Raw genomic sequence first — 20,863 nt, forward strand, 5'->3', positions numbered from 1 at the left:
GGTGAAACCGCCCTCACATCGACGACGAGCGCGCGTGCGTTCGAGGTTGGTCGCGGTTACCTCGACGTAACAGGGCGGAAACGGCCCGGCCCTACGCTCGCCTCATTCGAGACCCGGAGGCAGCCATGACCGAGAGCACCCACGCCGCGCCCGGCGTGCGCGACGTCGTCATCGTCGGCGGCGGGCCTGCGGCGCACCGACTCGCCGACAGCCTGCACGCCCGCGACGCCGACCGCACGCTGCGGGTGACCGTCGTCGGCGAGGAGCTCCACGAGCCCTACGACCGCGTGGCGCTGAGCACGAGGCTCGCGGATGCCGCAGCCGACCTCACCCTGCAGCCGTCGTCGATGTGGGACGACGAGCACATCCGCCTCGTGACCGGCGAGCGTGTCGTCGCCGTCGATCCCGTCGCTCACACGGCGACGACCTCCGGCGGTCTGGCCCTGCACTGGGACGAGCTCGTGCTCGCCACCGGGTCGAGCGCTCCCGTGCCCGAGATCCCGGGCCACCAGCACGCGCGGGTGTACCGCACCATCGACGACGTCGACTCCCTGGTCGCCGAGACCCGCACGCTCGCCCAGCGTCACGGCCGACCCGCTCGCGTCGTGGTCGCGGGCGGCGGCCTCCTCGGACTGGAGGCCGCCGGCGGCCTCGCCAAGCTCGGTGCCCACGCCGCGGTCGTGCACTCGGGCGGCTGGCTCATGTCGGCTCAGCTCGATGAGGGCGCCGGCCGCGCCCTCGGCCGCATCATCGCGGGCCAGGGCATCGGACTGCACCTGGGCACCAGGCCGGCAGCCGTGCTCGTGGAGGACGACGCGGTCGTCGGCGTGGAGCTCACGAACGGGCGGACCAATCGAGATCGACCTCGTGGTCTTCGCCATCGGCATCAGCCCGCGCGATGAGCTCGCCCGCGGACTCGGGCTCGAGCTCGGCCCGCGCGGCGGCGTCGCGATCAGCACGGCGTGCGCGGCATCCGCCCCCCACATCTGGGCGATCGGCGAGGTCGCGAGCTTCGAGGGTCGTTGCACCGGCCTCGTCGCGCCGGCGAACGCCATGGCCGAGGTCGTCGCCGACCGGCTGCTCGGCGGTGCCGCGGAGTTCACGAGCGTCGACGACGCGACGAAGCTGAAGCTCTCGGGCGTCGACGTGGCGAGCTTCGGCGACGCTCTCGCCCGCACCGAGCAGGCGCTCGAGATCGTCTACGCCGACCCGGCGCGCGGGCTCTACCAGAAGCTCGTGATGACCGACGACGCGAAGACGCTGCTCGGTGGAATCTTCGTCGGCGACGCCTCGCCCTACGCGTCGTTGCGGCCACTGCTCGGCACGCAGCTCTCGAGCGAGCCTGCCGCGTACCTCTCGGCTTCGGGCATGGAGGCGCCCGCGGGCGACGAGCTACCCGCCGCGGCGCTCGTCTGCGCGTGCAACAACGTCAGCGCCGGCACGATTCGCGACGCCGTCGCCGGCGGTCACGCCGACCACGCCGACGGCTGCACCGAGCTCGGCGCCCTCAAGACGTGCACGCGTGCCGGAACGCAGTGCGGCTCGTGCGTGCCGCTCGTGAAGAAGCTGCTCGAATCGGAGCTGAAGAAGTCGGGCATCACGCCCTCCCGGGCGCTGTGCGAGCACTTCGAGCTCTCGCGTCAGGAGCTCTTCGAGTCGATCCGGGTGCTCGAGCTCGCCTCGTTCGACGAGATCATCGCCCGCCTCGGCACCGGGCGCGGTTGCGACGTGTGCAAGCCCGTCGTCGGCTCGATCCTCGCCACCCAGCACGGCTCGTACATCCTCGACGGCGGCCGTGGCGGACTCCAGGACACCAACGACCGGGCCATGGCGAACATGCAGAAGGACGGCACCTACTCGGTCGTGCCGCGCATCCCCGCCGGCGAGATCACGCCGCAGAAGCTCGCCGTGATCGCGCAGGTCGCCACCGACTTCGGGCTCTACACGAAGATCACGGGCGGGCAGCGCATCGACCTCTTCGGCGCCCGGCTCGACCAGCTGCCCGAGATCTGGAAGCAGCTCGTCGACGCGGGATTCGAGTCGGGCCAGGCCTACGGCAAGGCCCTCCGCAACGTGAAGAGCTGCGTCGGCTCGACGTGGTGCCGCTACGGCGTGCAGGACTCGGTCGCGATGGCCGTGCAACTGGAACTGCGCTACCGCGGCCTCCGTTCACCGCACAAGTTGAAGTTCGGGGTCTCGGGATGCGCCCGCGAGTGCGCCGAGGCCCGCGGCAAGGACGTCGGCGTGATCGCCACCGACCAGGGCTGGAACATGTACGTCGGCGGCAATGGCGGCTTCCAGCCCGCCCATGCGCAACTGCTCGCGAGCGACCTCGACGATGAGACGCTCCTGCGCTACATCGACCGATACATCATGTACTACATCCGCACCGCCGACCGGCTGCAGCGCACCGCCCGGTGGATCGAAGACCTCGAAGGCGGCGTCGACCACGTGCGCGACGTGGTCGTGAACGACTCCCTCGGCCTCGCCGACGAGCTCGAGCAAGCCATGGCCAGGCACGTCGACACCTATGAGGACGAATGGGCGGCGACCCTCGCCGACCCCGAGCGGCTCCGCCGGTTCCGCTCGTTCGTGAACGCGCCGAACGTGCCCGACCCCTCGATCGCCCGCGTCTCCGAGCGCGGGCAGTTCCGCCCCGCCACCGACGAAGAGCGCGAACGCGGCGAGGCCGTGCTCGTCGCCGGTCCGACGATCCCCGTGCGGGGAGCCGGCGCATGACCGGCCGGGTGACCCTCGTGGGAGGCGGCCCGGGCACCGACGACCTCCTCACCGTCGCCGCCGTGCGAGCGCTCGCCGCGGCCGACGTCGTGCTCTACGACCGGCTCGCGCCGCACGCCCGGCTCGCCGAGCACGCGCCGAACGCCGAGCTCATCGACGTCGGCAAGCGGCCCGGCCACCACGCCATTCCGCAATCCGAGATCGAGGCGCTCATCGTGGGGCACGCCGAGGCGGGCGCGCGGGTCGTGCGGCTGAAGGGCGGCGACCCGTATGTGCTCGGTCGCGGCAGCGAGGAGGTGCTCGCGTGCCATCGCGCCGGCATCCCGGTCGAGGTCGTCCCGGGTGTCACGAGCGCCGTCGCCGTTCCCGCCGCCGCGGGGATCCCGCTCACGCACCGCGGCGTGAGCCACCTCTTCACGGTGGTCTCGGGTCACGCCCCGCTCACCGAGGCCGAGCTCACCCACCTCGCGGGCCTCGGCGGGACCATCGTGGTGCTCATGGGCGTGAGCGCGCTGCCCTCGCTCACCGCGGGCCTCGCGCGCGCCGGACTCGACGCCGAGATGCCCGTCGCGATCATCGAACGCGGCTTCCAGGCCGGCCAGCGCACGACGACCGGCACGCTCTCCGACATCGTCGGGGCGGCCGGCCGTGCGCAGGTCGCCTCACCCGCCGTCGTGGTGATCGGAGAGGTGGTGCGCCTCGCCCACGACGGCGAGGCCGACTCGCTCGCACTCATCGACCGGGCGGCGCGCCTCGCCGCGGTGTTCCCGTGACCGACACGATCGACGAGCGAGCCCTCGGCTTCCGCCCCGACCAGCTCGAGGGATTCCGCATCGGGGTCACGAGCGATCGGCGCTCCGGCGACCTCATCGACGCGCTCGAACGTCGTGGGGCGCAAGTGGTGCACGCGCCGACGCTCCGCATCGCGAACTCGCAGTCCGACGAGCCGGTGATCGCCGACACCCGGCGCATCATCGAGGCCCGCCCCGACGTGCTCCTCGCGACCACCGCCTACGGGGTCCGGCGCTGGTTCGAGGTGGCGGATGCCGCGGGCCTCGGCGAGGAGCTCGTCGACGCGCTCGCCGAGACGGCGATCCTCGTGCGGGGCCCCAAGGCTCGTGGGGGCATCCGCGCCGCCGGCCTCAACGACGTCGGCATGAGCCCGGAGGAGACGACGGGCTCGCTCATCGACACGGTGCTCGCCGACTACCCGTCGGGCCTGACGGTCGCGGTGCAGATGCACGGGTTCCTCGCGTCCGAGGAGCTCGACCGGCTGCGCGCGGCGCACACGCGGGTGCTCACGGTGGAGCCGTACCGCTGGATCCAGCCCGATTCCTCCGATGAGCGGGTGAGCCGGCTGATCGAGGCGGCCTGCGGCGGCGGCCTCGACTGCATCATGTTCACGAGCGCTCCGGCGGTGCACGCGTTGTTCAGTGCCGCCGAATCGCTCGGCCGGCTCGACGACCTCATCGACGCGATGTACGGCGCGGTGGTCACTGCCGCGGTCGGCCCGGTGACCGCCGCCCCGCTCATCGCGCTGGGCATCGAGCCGATCCAGCCCGAGCGCTACCGCATGGGCGCCCTCATCCGGCTCGTGTGCGAGCACCTCGAGCAGGATCGCGTCGCCCGCCTCGAGACCCGTCACGGACCGCTCGGGCTGCGCGGCACGGTCGTCGAGCTGGAGGGGCGCAGGATCTCACTCGCGCCGACCGCCCACACCATCATGCGCACGCTCGTGCGTGCGGGCGGCTCCGTCGTCGGCCGCGATCGGCTCGCCGCATGCCTGCCCGGCACCGACGACGACCACGCGCTCGAGGTCGCCGTGAGCCGGCTGCGACGCACGCTCGGCGTGCCCGGCCTCATCGCGACGGTCGTCAAGCGCGGGTATCGGATCGACGTATGAGCGCGCGGCGCGTGCGGCGTGGCCTGATTGCGTCGACGACCTCACGCGGCGTGATCCGCGAGGTGAGCAACACGAGACAGAGCGTTCACCGTGCGCGCGAACCGCGGAAATACCAGCTGGATAGCTTCGGTGGCACGAGCTTCACCCACCTCTCCCCTCACCGGAGGCTGCGATGACCGACACCACGACATCCACCACGACCACCACGACCACCGGATCCGAATTCACCGAGACGACGGCCGGCACCCTCACCCATCGGCCGGGTCGCTGGATCGACGGCTGGAACCCCGAAGACGATGCGCAGTGGTCGTCGGCGGGTCGTGCCATCGCGCGCCGGAACCTGGTCTGGTCGATCTTCGCCGAGTTCCTCGGATTCGTCGTCTGGCAGCTCTGGAGCGTCGTGGCGGTGAAGCTGCCCGACGCCGGATTCGCGTTCGGATCGAACGAGATCTTCTGGCTCATCTCCATTCCGAGCCTCGTCGGCGCGACGCTGCGAGTGCCCTACTCGTTCCTCGTCCCCCGCTTCGGCGGCCGCAACTGGACGATCATCTCCGCTGGACTCCTCCTCATCCCGACCATCGCCCTCGCGGTGTGCGTCGGCAATCCCGAGACGCCGTTCGGCGTGATGCTGGCGGTCGCGGCCCTCGCCGGGTTCGGCGGCGGCAACTTCGCGAGCTCCATGTCGAACATCACGTTCTTCTACCCGAAGCGCGAGAAGGGCTGGGCGCTCGGGCTGAACGCCGCAGGCGGCAACCTCGGGGCATCCGTCGCCCAGTTCATCGTGCCGATCGTCATCACCATCGGCGCGAGCGCCACCCTGAACCTGCCCATCGCCGGCTGGATCTGGGTGCCGTTTATCCTCCTCGCCATGATCGGCGCCGCACGGTACATGAACAACCTGTCGTCGGCGAAGGCCGACTTCGCGGGCTCGGCGGCAGCGTTGCGCGAGCCGCACCTCTGGATCCTGTCGCTGCTGTACATCGGCACCTTCGGCTCGTTCATCGGCTTCGCGAGCGTGTTCCCGAAGCTCATCGCCGACCAGTTCCCCGAGTTCTCGAGCATCGCCGTCGGCGGGGCATCCATCTCGCTCGCCTTCCTCGGGGCCCTCGTCGGCTCGCTGGCCCGCCCGTACGGCGGACGCCTCTCCGACCGGTTCGGCGGTGCCCGCATCACGATGCTGGTCTTCGCATCGATGGCCGTGATCACCATCGCCGTGATCTGGACGCTGCCGCTCGGCAACTTCTGGCTGTTCCTCGGCTGCTTCCTGCTGTTGTTCGCGGCCGCCGGCATGGGCAACGGCTCGACCTACCGGATGGTGCCGATCGTCTTCGCCATCCGGGCATCGGGCGACGACGGGGCGCGGGCACGCAAGGCCGCGGCCGCGCTCGGGCTGATCTCCGCGATCGGCGCGTACGGCGGCTTCCTCATCCCGCAGGCGCTGAACGTCTCGTTCCAGGCCTCGGGCGGCTACCAGGCGGCATTCCTCGCATTCGTCGCCTTCTACGTCGTGCTCCTCGCCGTCACGTACCTCGTGTACGTCCGGTCGGGCCAGCTGCGCGAGCACCGGGTCTGAACCACATGACCGGCGCCTCGACCCCCACCCACTGCCCCTATTGCGCGCTGCAGTGCGCGATGTCGCTCACGGCGTCGCCCGCTGCGTCATCTGCAGGGTCGGCGGATGCCCCGAGCGCGCCGGTCACGGTCGCGGGCCGCGACTTCCCGACCAATCGCGGCGGACTCTGCAAGAAGGGCTGGACCTCGGCCGAGCTCCTCCGCGCGCCATCCCGCCTCCTCGCCCCGCTCGTGCGCGGCGAGGACGGCGAGCTCCACGAGAGCGGATGGGACGAGGCGCTCGATCTCGTGGCGGCGCGGCTCCGGGGCATCCGTGCCTCGCATGGCGCCGACGCGGTCGGCGTGTTCGGCGGCGGCGGCCTCACGAACGAGAAGGCGTACCAGCTCGGCAAGTTCGCGCGGCTCGCGCTCGGCACGAGCCGCATCGACTACAACGGCCGGTTCTGCATGTCGTCGGCGGCGGCAGCCGGCAACCGGGCGTTCGGCGTCGACCGCGGACTGCCGTTCCCGCTGGAAGACCTCGACGGGGCGGCCACCGTGCTCCTCCTCGGCAGCAATCCCGGCGAGACGATGCCACCGTTCATCGGGCACCTCGCGGGAGCGCAAGCGGCAGGCGGTCTCGTCGTCGTCGACCCGCGTCGCACCGCGACCGCCCGCCTCACCGACGACGGCAAGGGGATGCACGTGCAGCCCGCGCCCGGCACCGACCTCGTGCTGCTGCTCGGACTCATCCACCTCGTGATCGCCGAAGGGCTCGTCGACGACGAGTACGTGGCGACGCGCACGACGGGATTCGACGGCCTGCGGCGAAGCGTGGCCGCGTGGTGGCCCGAACGCGTGCAGTCGATCACCGGCGTGGCGGCACTGACGCTGCGCCGTCTCGCGCGGCGCCTCGCGTCGGGCGCGCCGACGTTCATCCTCACCGGCCGCGGCGTGGAGCAGCACGTCGACGGCACCGACACGGCGACCGCCGCCATCAACCTCGCGCTCCTGCTCGGACTCCCCGGACGACCGGGGTCGGGCTACGGCACGCTCACCGGCCAGGGCAACGGGCAGGGCGGGCGGGAGCACGGGCAGAAGTGCGACCAGCTCCCGGGGTACCGGAAGATCACCGACCCCGACGCCCGTGCGCACGTCGCGCGCGTGTGGGGCGTCGCCCCCGACGTCATCCCGGGTCCCGGCATCCCCGCCGTGGAACTGCTGCAGTCGCTCGGGCGGCCCGGCGGACTCCGGGCACTCATGGTGCACGGCTCGAACGTCGTCATCTCGTCGCCGAACGCCGGCGCCGTGCGGCACGGACTCGAGTCGCTCGACTTCCTCGTCGTGTGCGACTTCTTCCGCTCGGAGACGGCCGACCTCGCCGACGTCGTGCTCCCCGTTGCCCAGTGGGCCGAGGAGGAGGGCACGATGACCTCGCTCGAGGGGCGGGTCATCCGTCGACTGCCTGCCCTCGACCCGCCCGAAGGGGTGCGTGACGAGCTCTGGATCCTCCATGAGCTCGCGCGTCGGCTCGACGCACCCTCGGTGTTCCACGTGCGACCGGAAGACGTGTTCGAGGAACTGCGACTCGCCTCGGAGGGCGGCATCGCCGACTACTCCGGCATCGACTACGCCATGCTCGACGCCGGCGAGGCCGCCTACTGGCCGTATCCGCGCGGGAGCCGCGGCACGCCGCGCCTGTTCGCCGACCGGTTCGCGCACGCCGACGGGCTCGCGAGGCTCGTGTCGGTGAGGGTGCGCGCCGAGGTGGAGCATCCGTCGCCCGCCGACGTGCTCACGCTCGTCACCGGCCGCCTGCTCGAGCACTACCAGAGCGGTGCGCAGACGCGACGGGTCCCCGAGCTCGCCGACGCCCAGCCCGAGGCGCTCGCGACGGTGCATCCGGCGACCGCGGCCCGGTTCGACATCCGCGACGGCGACACCGTCGAGCTCGTCAACTCCCGTGGCGTGGTGCGATGCCGCGCACGACTCTCGACCGACATCCGACCCGATGCCGTGTTCGTGCCGTTCCACTTCGCGGGCCTCCAGACCGCGAACCTGCTCACCTCCGACGCCGTCGACCCGGTGTCGGCCATGCCCGAGTTCAAGACCAACCTGGTCTCGATCCGGCCGATCTCCGAGGCGGTGGCCTGATGACCCGACCGATCGTCCCGAATGGATCGACCCCGTTCCGGGTCGTGCTCGTCGGCTTCGGCCCGGTGGGAGCGCGCCTCGTCGAGGAGCTGCTGCCCGCCGTGCGCTCCGGCGAGATCGGCCTCACGGTCGTGGGCGTCGAATCCGCCCACGCGTACAACCGCGTGCTCGTCGCCGAGTACGCCGTCGGTGGCACGTCGCTCGACGCGATGAGCCTCGCCGACCGCGACGAGATGGAGCTCGCCGGTGTTCGACTGCTCACCGGCGTGCAGGTGGCGTCGATCGAGCGTGAGGCGCACACCGTCACGCTCGACGACGGTGAGCTCCTCCCCTACGACCGGCTCGTGCTCGCCACTGGCGCTCGCGCGAACGTGCCGACCCTCGACGGCGTCGAGCGGCATCGCCGCGACCGGATGTCGCTCGAGAAATACGGCGCCGCACTCATCGGGCGCGACGACGCACTGCCGGCGGGCATCACCTCGCTCCGCGACCTCGACGACGCGGAACGCGTGCTCGAGGCGGTGCGCGACCGCCGTCGCATCGTCGTGCTCGGCGCCGGCGTGCTCGGACTGGAGATCGCGCTCGCCGCCGCGCACGCGGGCGCCCAGGTGTGCGTCGTGCATCACGGGCCGCACCCGATGCCCCGCAACCTCGACCGAGGCGGCGGGCAGGTGCTGCGCACGGCGCTGCGCCGCACCGGGGTCTCGGTGATCGCGCACAGCCGCGCCGAGGCCGTCGGGTTCCGCACCGACGACGACGGCACCCGGCGCTTCGACTTCCTCGTCACGGCCGACGGCAAGACGTTGCACGGCGACCTGCTGCTCCTCTCCTGCGGCGTGACGCCGCGCACCGACCTCGCCGTGCTGGCGGGCCTCCGCACCGCGACGGGCATCGTCGTTGACGCCGACCTCCGCAGCTGGACCGACCCCGACATCTCGGCCATCGGCGACTGCGCACAGGTCGTCGAACGCACCGAGGAGACCGCGGGCCGCCGGGACCTCCCCGGCGCGCCGTCAGGGCTCATCGGTCCCGGCTGGCGGCAGGCGGCGTGGCTCGCCCGGCAACTCGTGGCGGTGGCGCGCGGCCAGGAGCCCGAGACGTCGGCGCCGGCCGAGCGTGACGCCATCGTCGCCCTCAAGGCAGAGCACGTCGACGTCGTGGCGGTCGGCCAGGTGACCGCCGACCCGTGGGAGGACGATGCACTCGTGCCGAGCCGCGGCATCGCCCAGTGGGCCGACGCCGAGCACGGCCGGTACGTGAAGATGATCACCGACGGCGGCGTGCTCACGGGGTTCGTGAGCATCGGCATGCCGAGGACCGCCGCCGAGCTCACGTTGCTGTTCGAGCGCCGCGCGGAGCTTCCGGCCGATCGATCGATGCTGCTGCGCTTCGACGGCCCCGACTACGACCCGCGCGATGACGCCGACGCGTTCGCGCCGACCTCGACGGTGTGCTGGTGCAACGCGGTCACCGTCGAGGGCATCGAGACGTCAGCCTCGTGCGGCAACACCACGGTCGACGGGGTCGGCCGCGACACCCGTGCTGGCACCGGCTGCGGCGGCTGCAAGGGTCGCATCGCCGAGGTGCTCGCGCGCTACGCCGACAACGAAGAGGCGACGAGGCTGACCGGCTGAGCCGCGCCGTCGGCGCCCGGCATCGGCAGGAGCAGCGGCACGCCGTCGGGCGGCACGACCACGAACCCGTCGGAGCCCGCGAGGCCCATGAGCATCGCCGAGCCGTCTCGACCGGTGAGCTCGGGCACGCCGTCCACGAGTCGCACGGGCCGGAGGAGTGTGCGGCGCGCGTCTCGCGTGACGCCGGCGTCGGCGGATGGCGCCGGCTCCGACATCGGCACCCCGGCCATGCCCTCGAGGAGCGGCGGGGCGAAGCTCAGGAGGCACGCGAAGGCCGCGAGGGGGTTGCCGGGGAGCCCGAGGATCGGGACGCCGGCACCGGTTCGGCCGAACAGCACCGGATGCCCCGGCCGCATCGCGACCCCGGCGACGACGAGCTCGCCACCACCGGATCGGACGGCTCGCTGCACGTGGTCGGAACGCCCGGCCGCGGTGCCGCCGGTCGTCACGATGAGCTGCGCCGAGGTCGTGGCGATCGCCTCGGCGAGCCGGTCCGCCTCGTCGGCGCCGCGTCGTGCCCGTACGTCACCCGCACCGAGCCGACGCAGCAGGGACGGCAGTGCCGGCCCGAAGGCGTCTCGCACCCGGCCCGGCTGCGGAACGCCGCGGTCGATGACCTCGTCGCCGGTCACGACGACGTCGACGTCGGCTGCGGCGGTGACCTCGACCGTGTCGACTCCCGCGGCTGCCGCGAGCGCGATCAGCGCTGGATGCACCCGGCGGCCGGCCTCGGCGAGGAGGGTGCCCGCGCCGAGCTCCTCGCCGCGGCGTCGGAGGTCGGCGCCGCGCTCTGGCACTGGACGCCCGTCACGCATCGCGAGCAGCCCGCGTGGACCGTCGAGAATCGTGGCGTGTTCCTGCCGCACGATCGCGGTGGTGCCGGGGGGCACCGCTCCCCCCGTCGTGATGGCGCGCGCGCGACCGGGCCGGAGCGGCGCCCCGGGTGCCGAGCCGATGCGGATGGTCGCGCCGATGGCCCACGGACCACCGCCCGCGACAGCCCACCCGTCCATCGCGCTCGCGTCGGCGGTGGGGAGGTCGACGAGCGCCCGGACCGCCCGCGCGAGCATGAGCCCGTCGGCGTCGGCGAGCTCGACGATGCGCGCCGTGGTCGGCGCGAGGCCGCCGACCCTCCATGCGAGCCGGCGAGCGGCGCGCCAGCTCGGCGCGGCGTCGCTCATCGCGGTTCCGCACCGGCGTCGGCGTGGGCATCGGCATCGGCATCAGCGCCCCGCGCGAGCCGTGTGACGATGTCGGCCACCTGCTCGAGCGTCGCCCCTCTGGCGAGCGCGAATCCCGCGAGGAACGTGGTCACGGGCGCTGCCGGCCTGGCCACCCGGTGCGCAGCGAGCCTGGCGAGGTCGAGCACGCCGGCGATGTCGACGGCGCGGTCGAGACCGCGTGCGTCGAGGCCGAGGGCCGCCACGAGGTCGGTGGTCCACTGCTCGAGGTCACGTGGCTCAGCCATCGTCGGTGCTCCCATCGGGAGTGGCGTGCGCGGGAAGCGTCACACCGAAGTGCGCCGCGTCGTCCGGAGTGTCGAGATCGCGACACCACTCCTCGGGCATCACGGCCTCGAGCAGTGGCATCCGCTCGAGCACCGCGCGCATGGAGGCCCCTCGGCCGTCGCGCCGCGCCGCGGATTCGACGACGGCGGCCACCGCGGCGCGCAGCCGGTCGCTGCGGTACACGGCGAGCAGGGGCTGGCGGATGCCACCGCCGGCGACGGCGACGACGCCCTCGGCATGGGACCCGTGGGCGGTTGCGTCGCCCGCCAGGCCGAGCAGACGCTCGACGGCCGGCGACGCAGACGGGAGGTCCGCCGCGAGCACGATCGTGAAGGGCGAGCTCGACTCGATCGCGGTGAGCCCGGCCGCGAGCGCTGCCACCGGACCAGACCATCGCGGCGTCTCCTCGGCGAGGCTCACGCGCGAGTCGGACGATGACGTCACCCGGTGTCCCACGAGCACGACCCGACGGGCGCCGGCGACCGACGCGACCGCACGATCGGCGAGACTCACGCCGCGCACGACGAGCGACGGCTTGTCGACCCCGCCGAGCCGCGAGCCGCGGCCGCCGGCGGGAATCACCGCGTCGTACTCGATCACGACGCCCCGCCGTGCACGAGCTCGATGGCCGAATACCGGTCGAGCACCAGTTCGACGAGCGCTGAGGGAGCTTCCCGGTCGGGAAGCAGCAACGGCTCGGCGATCACGTCGCCGCCGAGCGTGGCTGCGGTGTCGTAGAAGGCGCCCGGCGCGAGCAGGTAGGCGCCGACGACGATGCGGGCGCCGGGATGCACCTCGCGCACCATCTCGATGGCGTCGGGAAGCCGTGGAAGCCCGGCGGCGATGAACCCGACGGTCACGGGCCGGCTCAGGCGCTGCGCAAGCAGGCGCGCCGTCTCGAAGCATTCGCGCACGGCGCGCGGGTCGTTCGACCCGGCGGCGGCGAGCAGCACGGCGTCGCGGTCGGTGAGGTCGAGTGCTTCGAGTCGTTCGGCGAGCACGTCGGCGATGCGCGCGTCGGGGCCGAGCTCGGGGGCGAGGCTGCTCGACCCGCCGATGCGGTCGAGTCCGAGCCCGAGGCCCGTGCGCACGTGGAACCCGGCCGACAGCACGAGGGGCACGATGACGGCGCCGGGCGACGCCGCGTCGCCAGCGACGGCGGCCGCGACATCCGTCGACCGCGCATCGACGAAGCTGATCGAGACGTCGAGCTCGGGGCGCACGGTGGCGACCGCGTCGACGAGCCGGATGACGGCGGCACGATTCGCCGGTGACGGCGAACCGTGCGTGACCGCCACGAGTCGGAGTGGCGATGGTGCCGTTTCATCGCGAGTGGCCGTTGCGGCTTCGCTCGACCCGACCATGCATGCACCCGCTCTCCGGCGGGTGGAGCTCAGCCGCCGGTTTCGACGCTATGCACGGCGTGTTTCGCGGCGGGCACTCACGTGTTTCGGGCAGGTGAATCCCTGCTCACGGCGAGGCGTCGCCGAGCAGCTCGGGTCGCACGCGTCGCGTGCGGTCGAGCTGCTGTTCGCGGCGCCACGCCGCGATGGCCCCGTGATGTCCCGACAGGAGCACCGGGGGCACCTCGAGGTCGCGCCAGACCGCCGGCTTGGTGTAGCTCGGGTACTCGAGCAGGCCGTCTTCGTGCGATTCCTCGACGAGGCTCTCGGGGTTGCCGACGACGCCGGGCACGAGTCGTCCGGCCGCCTCGATCATGGCCATGACCGCGACCTCGCCGCCGTTCAGCACGTAGTCGCCGAGGCTGATGAGGCGCACACGCATTCGCGCGGCGTAGTGGTCGACGACCCGCTGGTCGATGCCCTCGTAGCGGCCGCACGCGAACACGAGATGCGACTCGGCGGCCAGTTCGCGGGCGATCGCCTGCGTGAACGGCTCGCCGGCAGGCGACGGCACGATGAGCAGGGCGTCGGATGTCCCGTCGCCGACGATCGCGTCGAGCGCCTCGCCCCACGGCTCGGGCTTCATGACCATGCCGGCTCCCCCGCCGTAGGGGGTGTCGTCGACGGTGCGGTGCCGGTCGTGCGTGAAGTCGCGGAGGTCGTGGGCGACGACGTCGATCAGCCCCGTCTGCCGGGCCTTGCCGAGCAGCGAGAGGTCGAGCACCGAGAAGAACTCGGGGAAGATCGTGACGATGTCGATCCGCATGCGGCGACCCTACTCGGTGGGTGCGTCGCTCGGGCCCGATGCACCGTCGCTCGGGCCGGATGCACCCGGCTCGGCGTCATCGGGCTCGACCAGTTCCTCGAAGAGTCCCGGCGGCGGCGTCACGGTGAGGGTGCCGGCGGCGAGGTCGACCTCGGGCACGATCGCCGAGACGAAGGGCACCATGACCTCGCGCCCCTTCGTCTTCACGATGAGCAGGTCTTGGGCCGGGAAGTGGTCGACGTGGGTGACCTCGCCGACCTTCTCGCCGTCGCGCAGGACCGTGAGCCCGATGAGCTGGTGGTCGTACCAGGCGTCGGGTTCCGGCGTCTCCTGTTCGGAGTGCTCGACCCAGAGGATCGCCTTGGCGAGTGTCTCGGCCGCCGAACGATCGTCGACGCCCTCGAAGAACCCGACCGGGTGGCCGTTGTACCAGCGAAGCTCGCGGAGCTTGAGGCGCTTGCCGTGCCACGGCGACGTGTCGGGCACCTGGAGCGAGAACTCGGCGCCCGGCACGAAGCGCCGCTCGGGGTCGTCGGTGTAGAGCTCGAGCTTGATGGCGCCCTTCAGGCCGTGCGCCTTCGTGAGGCGGCCGACGCGGAGCTGTGATCCGGGTGCGTCGGACACGTCAGTCGTCGGTGTCGACGACGTCGACGCGAACGCGACGGCCGTCGGCGAGCGCGGTCACGAGCGTGCGGAGCGCCTTCGCGGTGCGCCCGGCACGGCCGATCACGCGACCGAGGTCCTCGGGGTTCACGTGAACCTCGAGGACCTCGCCGCGTGCGCTCGACGCGGAGACGACCTTGACCTCGTCAGGGTGATCGACGATCCCCTTGACGAGGTGTTCGAGCGCGGACTGGAGCAAGGCTTACGCCTCGTCCGTCGCGGTCTCGGCGGGGGCCTCTTCGACCTTCGCCGCAGGCTTCTCGGCCTTGGGCTTGAGGACCGGCTTCTTCTTCTCATCGACGACGAAGGCGGGCTTCGGCTCGGCGACCTGCACGGTCGAGACGGCGTTCTTGTCGCCCTTGAACTTGCCCCAGTCGCCGGTGAGCTTGAGGATCGCCGCGACCTGCTCGGTCGGCTGCGCGCCGACGGAGAGCCAGTACTGGGCACGCTCGGAGTCGACCTCGATGAACGAGGGGTTCTGGGTGGGGTGGTACTTGCCGATCTCTTCGATGACGCGACCGTCGCGCTTGGTGCGCGAGTCGGCGACGACGATGCGGTAGTACGGCGCACGGATCTTGCCGAGGCGCTTGAGACGGATCTTGACAGCCACAATTCTCCTGAAATGTTATGAGGTGGGCGAACTGACAGCCGTGAGCGTGGGGTGCACACTCGGCGGAAGCTCAATAGATTCTGCGCGCCGGATAGAGGGTCGGGCGTTACAGAACTCGACTGACCATTCTTGCAGATTCCGCGCCGAAACGAGAATCGCCCGGGTGCGGTCCGCGCCAGCGCGCCAGAGGACGCCGCATGACGCACCGCACGCCGATGCAAGAACCGCCGTGTCATGATGTCCCCACGTCGGCGCTCGCAGGCTGGAAGGGGGTCCGGACATGGCGATCGAGTTCGCGCAATCGCCGCGGTCGACCATCGGGCTGGAGTGGGAGATCGCGATCGTCGATCGCGCGACGGGTGAGCTCGCGTCGGTCGCCGACCGGGTGCTCGAGGTGCTCGATGCGCGCAGCGCCGGGGGGCGGCATCCGTTCATCACCTCCGAGCTCCTCACGAACACCGTCGAGCTCGTGACCGGCGTGCACACGACCGTCGCCGGCGCCGTCGCCGACCTCGAGGGCCAGATCGCCGAGGTGCGAGCGGTCATCGACGAGCTCGGCGAGTACGAGCTCGTGTGCAGCGGCTCCCATCCGTTCAGCCAGTGGTACGACCAGCACCTCACCGACAAGCCCCGCTACCACAAGCTCATCGATCGCACGCGGTGGTGGGGCCGCAACATGATGATCTGGGGCATCCACGTGCACGTGGGCATCGACGAGCGCGACAAGGCCCTGCCGATCCTCGACGGACTGCTCGCCTACCTCCCCCACTTGCAGGCCCTCTCCGCGTCGAGCCCGTTCTGGGCGGGGGTCGACACGGGGTACGCCTCCAACCGGGCGCTCATGTTCCAACAGCTGCCGACGGCTGGGCTGCCGTACCCCCTCGCCGACTGGGCAGCGTACGAGCGCTACGTCGACGACCTCGTGCGCACCGGCGTCATCGAGGACCACAGCGAGGTGCGCTGGGACATCCGGCCGTCGCCGAAGTGGGGCACCGTCGAGGTGCGCGTGTGCGACGGGGTGTCGACGGCCGCCGAGATCGCCGCGATCGGCGCCCTGGTGCAATGCCTCGTCGAATGGATGAGCACCCGCCTCGACGAGGGCGAGACGCTCCCCGTGCTGCAGCCGTGGTACGTGCGCGAGAACAAGTGGCGCGCCGCCCGCTACGGGCTCGAAGCCGAGGTCATCACGGATGTCGCGGGCACCGAGCGGCTCGTCACCGACGACCTCCGCGACCTCCTCACCACGCTCGCACCGGTGGCCGACCGCCTCGGCTGCGCCGTCGAGCTGCAACAGGTTCGCCAGACGCTCGACGGCGGCGCGAGCTACCAGCGGCAGCTGAGGGTCGCCGAGGCGGCCGGAAACGACCTGCGCGCGGTGGTTGCGCACCTCGCGCGCGAGCTGCGCGACGGCGTCGACGAGACGCCGCCCGGGGCATCCGCTCGCTAGTTCGAACCCCCGGGGATGCTTCGGGTGCGGATGAGCTCGGAGTACCAGCGCGCGCTGTCCTTCGGCACGCGCTCGAGCGTCTCGTAGTCGACGTACACGATGCCGAAGCGCTTCGAGTAGCCGTAGCCCCATTCGAAGTTGTCCATGAGCGACCACACCTGGTAGCCGCGGAGATCGACGCCGCGCTGCATGGCGCGGTGCGCGGCGGTGAAATGCCGGCGCAGGTAGTCGATTCGCTCGGTGTCGTGCACGGCCCGGCCGCCGGCCTCCTCGATGACGACGTCGTCGAAGGCGGCGCCGTTCTCGGTGACCATGAGCGGCAGCGACGGGTAGGCCTCGTGCAGGGCGACCAGGAGGTCTTCGAGCCCCGAGGGGTCGATGTTCCAACCCATCTCGGTGTACGGGCCGGGCTGCACGAGGAACTCGACGTGCTCGGATCCGGGCCACGCGGTGCCGCCCATGTCCTTGTGCCCGTCGGCCTTCACGCGCGGTGACACGCCGTCCCACATCTCGACGGTGACGGTCGAGTAGTAGTTCACGCCGAGCAGATCGATGGGCTGGCGGATGAGCTCGGCGTCGCCCGGCTTGACGAACGACCAATCGGTCACGTCGCTCGTGTCGGCGATCACGTCGGCGGGGTACTCCCCGTCGAGGAGGGGGCCCAGGAACACGCGGTTCGCGAGCCCGTCGATGCGGCGGGCCGCCTCGGCGCCGGTCGCACCCGAGGGGCGGATGACGTGCAGGTTCAGCGTGATCGAGTAGCCGGGGTCGTTCGTCACGACCTCGCGGAGCGCGGCGACCGCGAGACCGTGCGCGAGGTTCAGGTGGTGCACCGCCGCGAGCGCCTTCGCGCCGTCCATGAGTCCCGGCGCGTGGGCACCGGAGCCGTAGCCGAGGTACGCGCTGCACCAGGGCTCGTTGAGGGTCGTCCACACCGTCACGCGGTCGCCGAGCCGCTCGCCCATGATGCGCGCGTAGTCGGCGAAGGCCTCGGCGGTGGCGCGGTTCGTCCAGCCGCCCTCGTCTTCGAGCGCCTGCGGCAGGTCCCAGTGGTAGAGGGTCGCGATCGGCCGGATGCCGCGGGCGATGAGCCCGTCGACGAGGCGCTCGTAGAACGCCAGGCCGGCCTCGTTCGCGGGCCCGCGGCCGATGGGCTGGATGCGCGGCCACGCGATCGAGAATCGGTACGCCTCGAGGCCGAGCTCGGCCATCAGGTCGAGGTCGGCGTCGAGCCGGTGGTAGTGATCGTCGGCGACGTCGCCGGTGTCGCCGTTCCATACCTTGCCGGGAGTGTGGCTGAACGTGTCCCAGATCGACGGCCCGCGGCCGTCTTCCTGCGCGGCGCCCTCGATCTGGTACGCGGCCGTCGCCGAGCCGAACAGGAAGTCGTCGGGGAAAGCCAGTCCCGCGTCGCGGTAGTCGGCGTTGCCGGTCGTCATCGTGGGTTCTCCAGTCGTCGGAAAGCGGCATCCGCACCGCCCGCAATACTGTAGCGCGCCCGTGCGTGCTGGCTCCCGGATGTGACGCCGCCTAGGGTGGAGGGCATGGGCGACCCCCGACTCGAACTCGACGGCGAGCACGTGAACGCCAGGCTCCTCCCCGATCGAGGCACGAAGGGCGGATACACGCTCGTGGTCGAGGGCACCACGCAATCGCACGTGAATCCACGCGATCCCCTCGACCTGCAGCTCGAGTACACGCGGTTCGTCGCCGCCATCATCGACGGATGGCGCGAAGCGGGCCGCCCCCTGAGGGTCTTGCACCTCGGCGCCGGTGCACTCACCATCGCGCGGTACGTGGCCGCCACGCGGCCCGGCTCCGTGCAGCACGTCGTGGAGCTGCACCGCGAGTTGCTCGAGTTCGTGCTCGACGTGCTCCCCCTCGATCCCGACGCCGAGCTGACCGTCGAGTTCGACGACGCCCGTGCGGCCGTCGAGCGGTCCGTGCGCACGGCGGGCGGCTACGACCTCGCGATCGTCGACGTGTTCTCCGGCAGCAGCTCACCCGAACACCTCACGACGCTCGAGTTCTTCGACCATCTCGGTCATCTGCTCGCCCCCGACGGCCTCATCGTGGTCAACACCATCGCGAGCCCCGGTCTCGGCCGGAGCCGGGAGGTCGGCGCGACCCTCGCCGCGCTGCGGTCCGACGTCGTGGTCGTGTCGGCGCCAGAGGTCGTGGCGGGGAAGAGCCTCGGCAACCTCGTGTTCGCCGCCGCCGACGTACCATTGCCGACCGGGGAGTTCACGCGTCGCGCCGACGGCGGACCGCGCCGGATCGAGATCCTGAGCGGTGCGAAGTTCCTGGCCTTCGTCGGCGACGCTCCGGTGCGGCGCGACACCGGCCGCGGCGACTGACGCCGCCGCGCCAGGCGCTCGCCGTCGGGCGGCATGGCGTTCGCACCGGAGCCATCGCGGTCAATACCAGTAGTCGCCGGTTCGCCGATGGTAGTCCGCGAGGAAGTCTCGCTCGCCGCGGCGCCAGTCGTCGGCTCCGGGCTCATGGGCAAGGAAGAACGCCGGCATGTACTCGACGACCTCACTCGCGAAGGCCCGCTTGAAGATCAGCAGGCCGCGGCCCGGCGCCTCGGGCTCGCTCGGCGAGGGCACGTGCCCGAGATCGTAGCGCTCGATCCCGGTGGCGGCGAGGTCGCACATGATGCTCCACTGCAGCAGCCGCGACGCCATGAGCTGCGGCTGGTCGCGCAACGAGCCGCCGTCCTTGTACCAGGCGGTGGGCCCGAAGCGCGCAACGAACGCCCCAGCGACCACGCGCCCCTCATGCGTGGCGAAGTACAGATGCCCGCGGTCATCGTCGGCGAATGCGGTCCACACTCGCTCCGCGTAGTCGCCCGTCCGGAAGAACGCTCCCGAGCGCTCCTCCGTCTCCCGCATGAGGTCGAGCATCCGCGAGCGGTTCTCCTCGCTGAGCTCGACCCGGCCGGCGACGACGCCGTTCCGCTCGGCCGCGCGGATCTCGGCCCGGGCCCGACTCTTCATCGCGGCGAGCAGTCGCTCCTCGCCCACGGCGGGCTCGACGACGACCGCGTGACGATACTGCGACGCCCGCGTCGGCAGCCAGCCGGCCGCGGCGAACGCGGCGATCAGGGCCTCATCCCGCGGCTGGTACACCTCCACCTTGGATGCGAAGGCCACACCTCGCTCGGCTCGGACGCGGTCCGTGAACGCCTCGACGTCACCGGGGCCGAGGCCGCTCAGCCTCGGCACGTGCTCGAGGACACCGACCCCCTCGACGTGCCGCTCGAAGACGAGCGCCGGATGCTCGCGCCCGCTGCCGAACTCTCGACGGACCACGTGCCATGGTCCCGCGGTGCGCACGCGTTCCCAGGTGCTGCTCTGCATGAAGTGCGGGCGACTGTGGGACGAGAGCACGCGATCGTCCCACTCGGCCGCGACGCCCTGGCGGCGCGGTGCCGGCGTCGGCGGGGTCGGCTTGGTCGGCGTGGTCGCCGCGACCGACTGGACCGACCGCACCGCTCGCACCGCGCCTCCAGCCCGACCACGTGCGCCGGCACCCCATCCGCGTCGATCCGGTGGCCTCTGGCGCACAGTCTAGACACCCACCTGCGTCGTCGCCCCGAGCAACCCCGGGGATGACGAAATCGCCGAGTCATCTGGCCCGCCACTTCGAGCCGACCTAGGGTGGGACGCATGAGCGACCCCCGACTGGAACTCGACGGCGAGTCTGTCAGTGCGCGGCTCCTCCCCGGGCGCGGCACCAACGGCGGCTACTCCCTTGTCATCGAGGGGGCGACGCAGTCGCACGTGAATCCGGCCGACCCCCGCGACCTCCAACTCGAGTACACCCGGCTGGTCGCCAGTTTCATCGACGGTTGCAGTGATGCCGGCCGGCCGATCCGCATCCTGCACCTCGGCGCGGGTGCCCTCACCATCCCCCGCTACGTGGCGGCCACGCGACCGGGCTCGGTCCAGCACGTCGTCGAGTTGCACCGCGAGGTTTTCGATTTCGTGCTCGAGGTGCTCCCCCTCGATGACGGCGTGGAACTCACCGTCGAGTTCGACGACGGGCGCGCCGCCGTCGAACGCGCGGCTCGAGTGGGGGGCGGCTACGATCTGGCCGTCGTCGACGTGTTCTCCGGCAGCGTCTCCCCGAGGCACCTGTCGACGGTCGAGTTCTTCGAGCACCTCCGCCTGCTGCTCGCTCCCTCTGCCCTGATCGTCGTGAACACGCTCGCATCCGCCGGGCTCACGATGAGCCGGGAGGTCGCCGCGACCCTCGAGTCCGTCATGCCGGAGGTCGTCGCTCTCGCCGCGTCCGCGGTCGTGGCAGGCACGAGCCTCGGCAATGTCGTGTTCGCGGCATCCGAATCGCCGCTCCCCGCGGAGTTCCTCGTCGACCGGGCGAATGCCGACGGTCGGCCCATCGCGCTGCTCCACGACGCGAGTCTCGCCGACTTCGTCGACGGGGCGTCGGCCCGGCGCGACGACGACCGCTTGGACTGAT

Annotated in this window: 18 protein-coding genes and 1 pseudogene; 9 read left to right on the forward strand and 10 right to left on the reverse strand. The window is 71.7% G+C overall.

The window, feature by feature from the left end; all coding sequences use genetic code 11:
• Positions 1–125: 125 nt before the first annotated feature.
• From nirB to QFZ26_RS01000, 6 genes and pseudogenes are all read left to right on the forward strand, one after another.
• A pseudogene (nirB, locus tag QFZ26_RS00975) lies at positions 126–2,739 on the forward strand (nitrite reductase large subunit NirB).
• Positions 2,736–3,512 (forward strand): uroporphyrinogen-III C-methyltransferase, encoded by a 777-nt coding sequence (cobA, locus tag QFZ26_RS00980; RefSeq protein ID WP_307038621.1) that lies wholly within the window; start codon positions 2,736–2,738, stop codon positions 3,510–3,512. The pseudogene nirB and the gene cobA overlap by 4 nt, the downstream one beginning before the upstream one ends.
• The gene (locus QFZ26_RS00985; RefSeq protein ID WP_307038622.1) at positions 3,509–4,642 is read left to right on the forward strand and encodes a uroporphyrinogen-III synthase; all 1,134 of its coding nucleotides are present in this window, start codon (positions 3,509–3,511) and stop codon (positions 4,640–4,642) included. The genes cobA and QFZ26_RS00985 overlap by 4 nt, the downstream gene beginning before the upstream one ends.
• A gap of 172 nt (positions 4,643–4,814) precedes the next feature.
• Positions 4,815–6,215, forward strand: coding sequence for an MFS transporter (locus QFZ26_RS00990; protein WP_307038623.1), 1,401 nt, complete (start codon positions 4,815–4,817; stop codon positions 6,213–6,215).
• A gap of 5 nt (positions 6,216–6,220) precedes the next feature.
• A complete protein-coding gene (locus QFZ26_RS00995; RefSeq protein WP_307038624.1) occupies positions 6,221–8,347 on the forward strand; it encodes a molybdopterin oxidoreductase family protein in 2,127 nt (708 codons plus the stop codon).
• Positions 8,347–9,981 (forward strand): FAD-dependent oxidoreductase, encoded by a 1,635-nt coding sequence (locus tag QFZ26_RS01000; protein WP_307038625.1) that lies wholly within the window; start codon positions 8,347–8,349, stop codon positions 9,979–9,981. The genes QFZ26_RS00995 and QFZ26_RS01000 overlap by 1 nt, the downstream gene beginning before the upstream one ends.
• Here QFZ26_RS01000 and QFZ26_RS01005 read toward each other — a convergent pair.
• The 8 genes from QFZ26_RS01005 to rpsP form a co-directional block, all read right to left on the reverse strand.
• Positions 9,942–11,162 (reverse strand): molybdopterin molybdotransferase MoeA, encoded by a 1,221-nt coding sequence (locus QFZ26_RS01005; RefSeq protein WP_307038626.1) that lies wholly within the window; start codon positions 11,160–11,162, stop codon positions 9,942–9,944. The two genes, QFZ26_RS01000 and QFZ26_RS01005, sit on opposite strands and share 40 nt — an antisense overlap.
• Positions 11,159–11,449 carry a DUF6457 domain-containing protein gene (locus QFZ26_RS01010; RefSeq protein ID WP_307038627.1) on the reverse strand — a complete coding sequence of 97 codons (291 nt, stop codon included), beginning with the start codon at positions 11,447–11,449 and terminating at the stop codon, positions 11,159–11,161. The genes QFZ26_RS01005 and QFZ26_RS01010 overlap by 4 nt, the downstream gene beginning before the upstream one ends.
• Positions 11,442–12,089, reverse strand: coding sequence for a molybdenum cofactor guanylyltransferase (gene mobA, locus QFZ26_RS01015; RefSeq protein WP_307038628.1), 648 nt, complete (start codon positions 12,087–12,089; stop codon positions 11,442–11,444). Before mobA ends, QFZ26_RS01010 begins: the two co-directional genes overlap by 8 nt.
• Entirely contained in the window at positions 12,086–12,787 is a 702-nt protein-coding gene (locus QFZ26_RS01020; protein WP_307038629.1) for a sirohydrochlorin chelatase, read from the reverse strand. Before QFZ26_RS01020 ends, mobA begins: the two co-directional genes overlap by 4 nt.
• 172 nt (positions 12,788–12,959) lie before the next feature.
• A complete protein-coding gene (gene trmD, locus QFZ26_RS01025) occupies positions 12,960–13,658 on the reverse strand; it encodes a tRNA (guanosine(37)-N1)-methyltransferase TrmD (protein ID WP_307038630.1) in 699 nt (232 codons plus the stop codon).
• 9 nt (positions 13,659–13,667) lie between these two features.
• Complete coding sequence (gene rimM / locus QFZ26_RS01030) at positions 13,668–14,282, reverse strand: ribosome maturation factor RimM (protein ID WP_307038631.1); 615 nt, start codon at positions 14,280–14,282, stop codon at positions 13,668–13,670.
• A gap of 1 nt (position 14,283) precedes the next feature.
• Positions 14,284–14,520 (reverse strand): RNA-binding protein, encoded by a 237-nt coding sequence (locus QFZ26_RS01035; RefSeq protein WP_022891825.1) that lies wholly within the window; start codon positions 14,518–14,520, stop codon positions 14,284–14,286.
• 3 nt (positions 14,521–14,523) lie between these two features.
• Positions 14,524–14,931 (reverse strand): 30S ribosomal protein S16, encoded by a 408-nt coding sequence (rpsP, locus tag QFZ26_RS01040; RefSeq protein WP_307038632.1) that lies wholly within the window; start codon positions 14,929–14,931, stop codon positions 14,524–14,526.
• A gap of 280 nt (positions 14,932–15,211) precedes the next feature.
• Here rpsP and QFZ26_RS01045 point away from each other — a divergent pair, with 280 nt between their 5' ends.
• Positions 15,212–16,378 (forward strand): glutamate--cysteine ligase, encoded by a 1,167-nt coding sequence (locus QFZ26_RS01045; RefSeq protein ID WP_307038633.1) that lies wholly within the window; start codon positions 15,212–15,214, stop codon positions 16,376–16,378.
• On the opposite strand, the gene QFZ26_RS01050 is transcribed toward QFZ26_RS01045, so the two are convergent.
• On the reverse strand, positions 16,375–17,817 hold the full coding sequence (locus QFZ26_RS01050; protein ID WP_307038634.1) for a GH1 family beta-glucosidase: 1,443 nt from the start codon (positions 17,815–17,817) through the stop codon (positions 16,375–16,377). The genes QFZ26_RS01045 and QFZ26_RS01050 overlap by 4 nt on opposite strands.
• A gap of 105 nt (positions 17,818–17,922) precedes the next feature.
• Here QFZ26_RS01050 and QFZ26_RS01055 point away from each other — a divergent pair, with 105 nt between their 5' ends.
• Positions 17,923–18,735, forward strand: a complete 813-nt coding sequence (locus QFZ26_RS01055; protein ID WP_307038635.1) for a spermidine synthase — start codon at positions 17,923–17,925, stop codon at positions 18,733–18,735.
• A 60-nt stretch (positions 18,736–18,795) separates the two neighbouring features.
• Here QFZ26_RS01055 and QFZ26_RS01060 read toward each other — a convergent pair whose 3' ends face one another.
• Complete coding sequence (locus QFZ26_RS01060; protein WP_307038636.1) at positions 18,796–19,872, reverse strand: lipid II:glycine glycyltransferase FemX; 1,077 nt, start codon at positions 19,870–19,872, stop codon at positions 18,796–18,798.
• 177 nt (positions 19,873–20,049) lie between these two features.
• Between QFZ26_RS01060 and QFZ26_RS01065 the strand changes: the two genes are divergently transcribed.
• Positions 20,050–20,862, forward strand: a complete 813-nt coding sequence (locus QFZ26_RS01065; RefSeq protein ID WP_307038637.1) for a spermidine synthase — start codon at positions 20,050–20,052, stop codon at positions 20,860–20,862.
• Position 20,863: the final 1 nt, after the last annotated feature.

The sequence above is a fragment of the Agromyces ramosus genome, assembly GCF_030817175.1.
GTDB classification, from domain to species: domain Bacteria; phylum Actinomycetota; class Actinomycetes; order Actinomycetales; family Microbacteriaceae; genus Agromyces; species Agromyces ramosus_A.

Bases quoted from the DNA above. Each gene is read 5' to 3' on its own strand.
- QFZ26_RS00995 (WP_307038624.1), top strand. From the start codon at position 6,221: ATGACCGGCGCCTCGACCCCCACCCACTGCCCCTATTGCGCGCTGCAG.
- QFZ26_RS01000 (WP_307038625.1), top strand. From the start codon at position 8,347: ATGACCCGACCGATCGTCCCGAATGGATCGACCCCGTTCCGGGTCGTG.
- QFZ26_RS01065 (WP_307038637.1), top strand. From the start codon at position 20,050: ATGAGCGACCCCCGACTGGAACTCGACGGCGAGTCTGTCAGTGCGCGG.
- cobA (WP_307038621.1), top strand. From the start codon at position 2,736: ATGACCGGCCGGGTGACCCTCGTGGGAGGCGGCCCGGGCACCGACGAC.
- QFZ26_RS01045 (WP_307038633.1), top strand. From the start codon at position 15,212: ATGGCGATCGAGTTCGCGCAATCGCCGCGGTCGACCATCGGGCTGGAG.
- QFZ26_RS00990 (WP_307038623.1), top strand. From the start codon at position 4,815: ATGACCGACACCACGACATCCACCACGACCACCACGACCACCGGATCC.
- trmD (WP_307038630.1), bottom strand. From the start codon at position 13,658: ATGCGGATCGACATCGTCACGATCTTCCCCGAGTTCTTCTCGGTGCTC.
- QFZ26_RS01010 (WP_307038627.1), bottom strand. From the start codon at position 11,449: ATGGCTGAGCCACGTGACCTCGAGCAGTGGACCACCGACCTCGTGGCG.
- QFZ26_RS01050 (WP_307038634.1), bottom strand. From the start codon at position 17,817: ATGACGACCGGCAACGCCGACTACCGCGACGCGGGACTGGCTTTCCCC.
- QFZ26_RS01005 (WP_307038626.1), bottom strand. From the start codon at position 11,162: ATGAGCGACGCCGCGCCGAGCTGGCGCGCCGCTCGCCGGCTCGCATGG.
- QFZ26_RS01055 (WP_307038635.1), top strand. From the start codon at position 17,923: ATGGGCGACCCCCGACTCGAACTCGACGGCGAGCACGTGAACGCCAGG.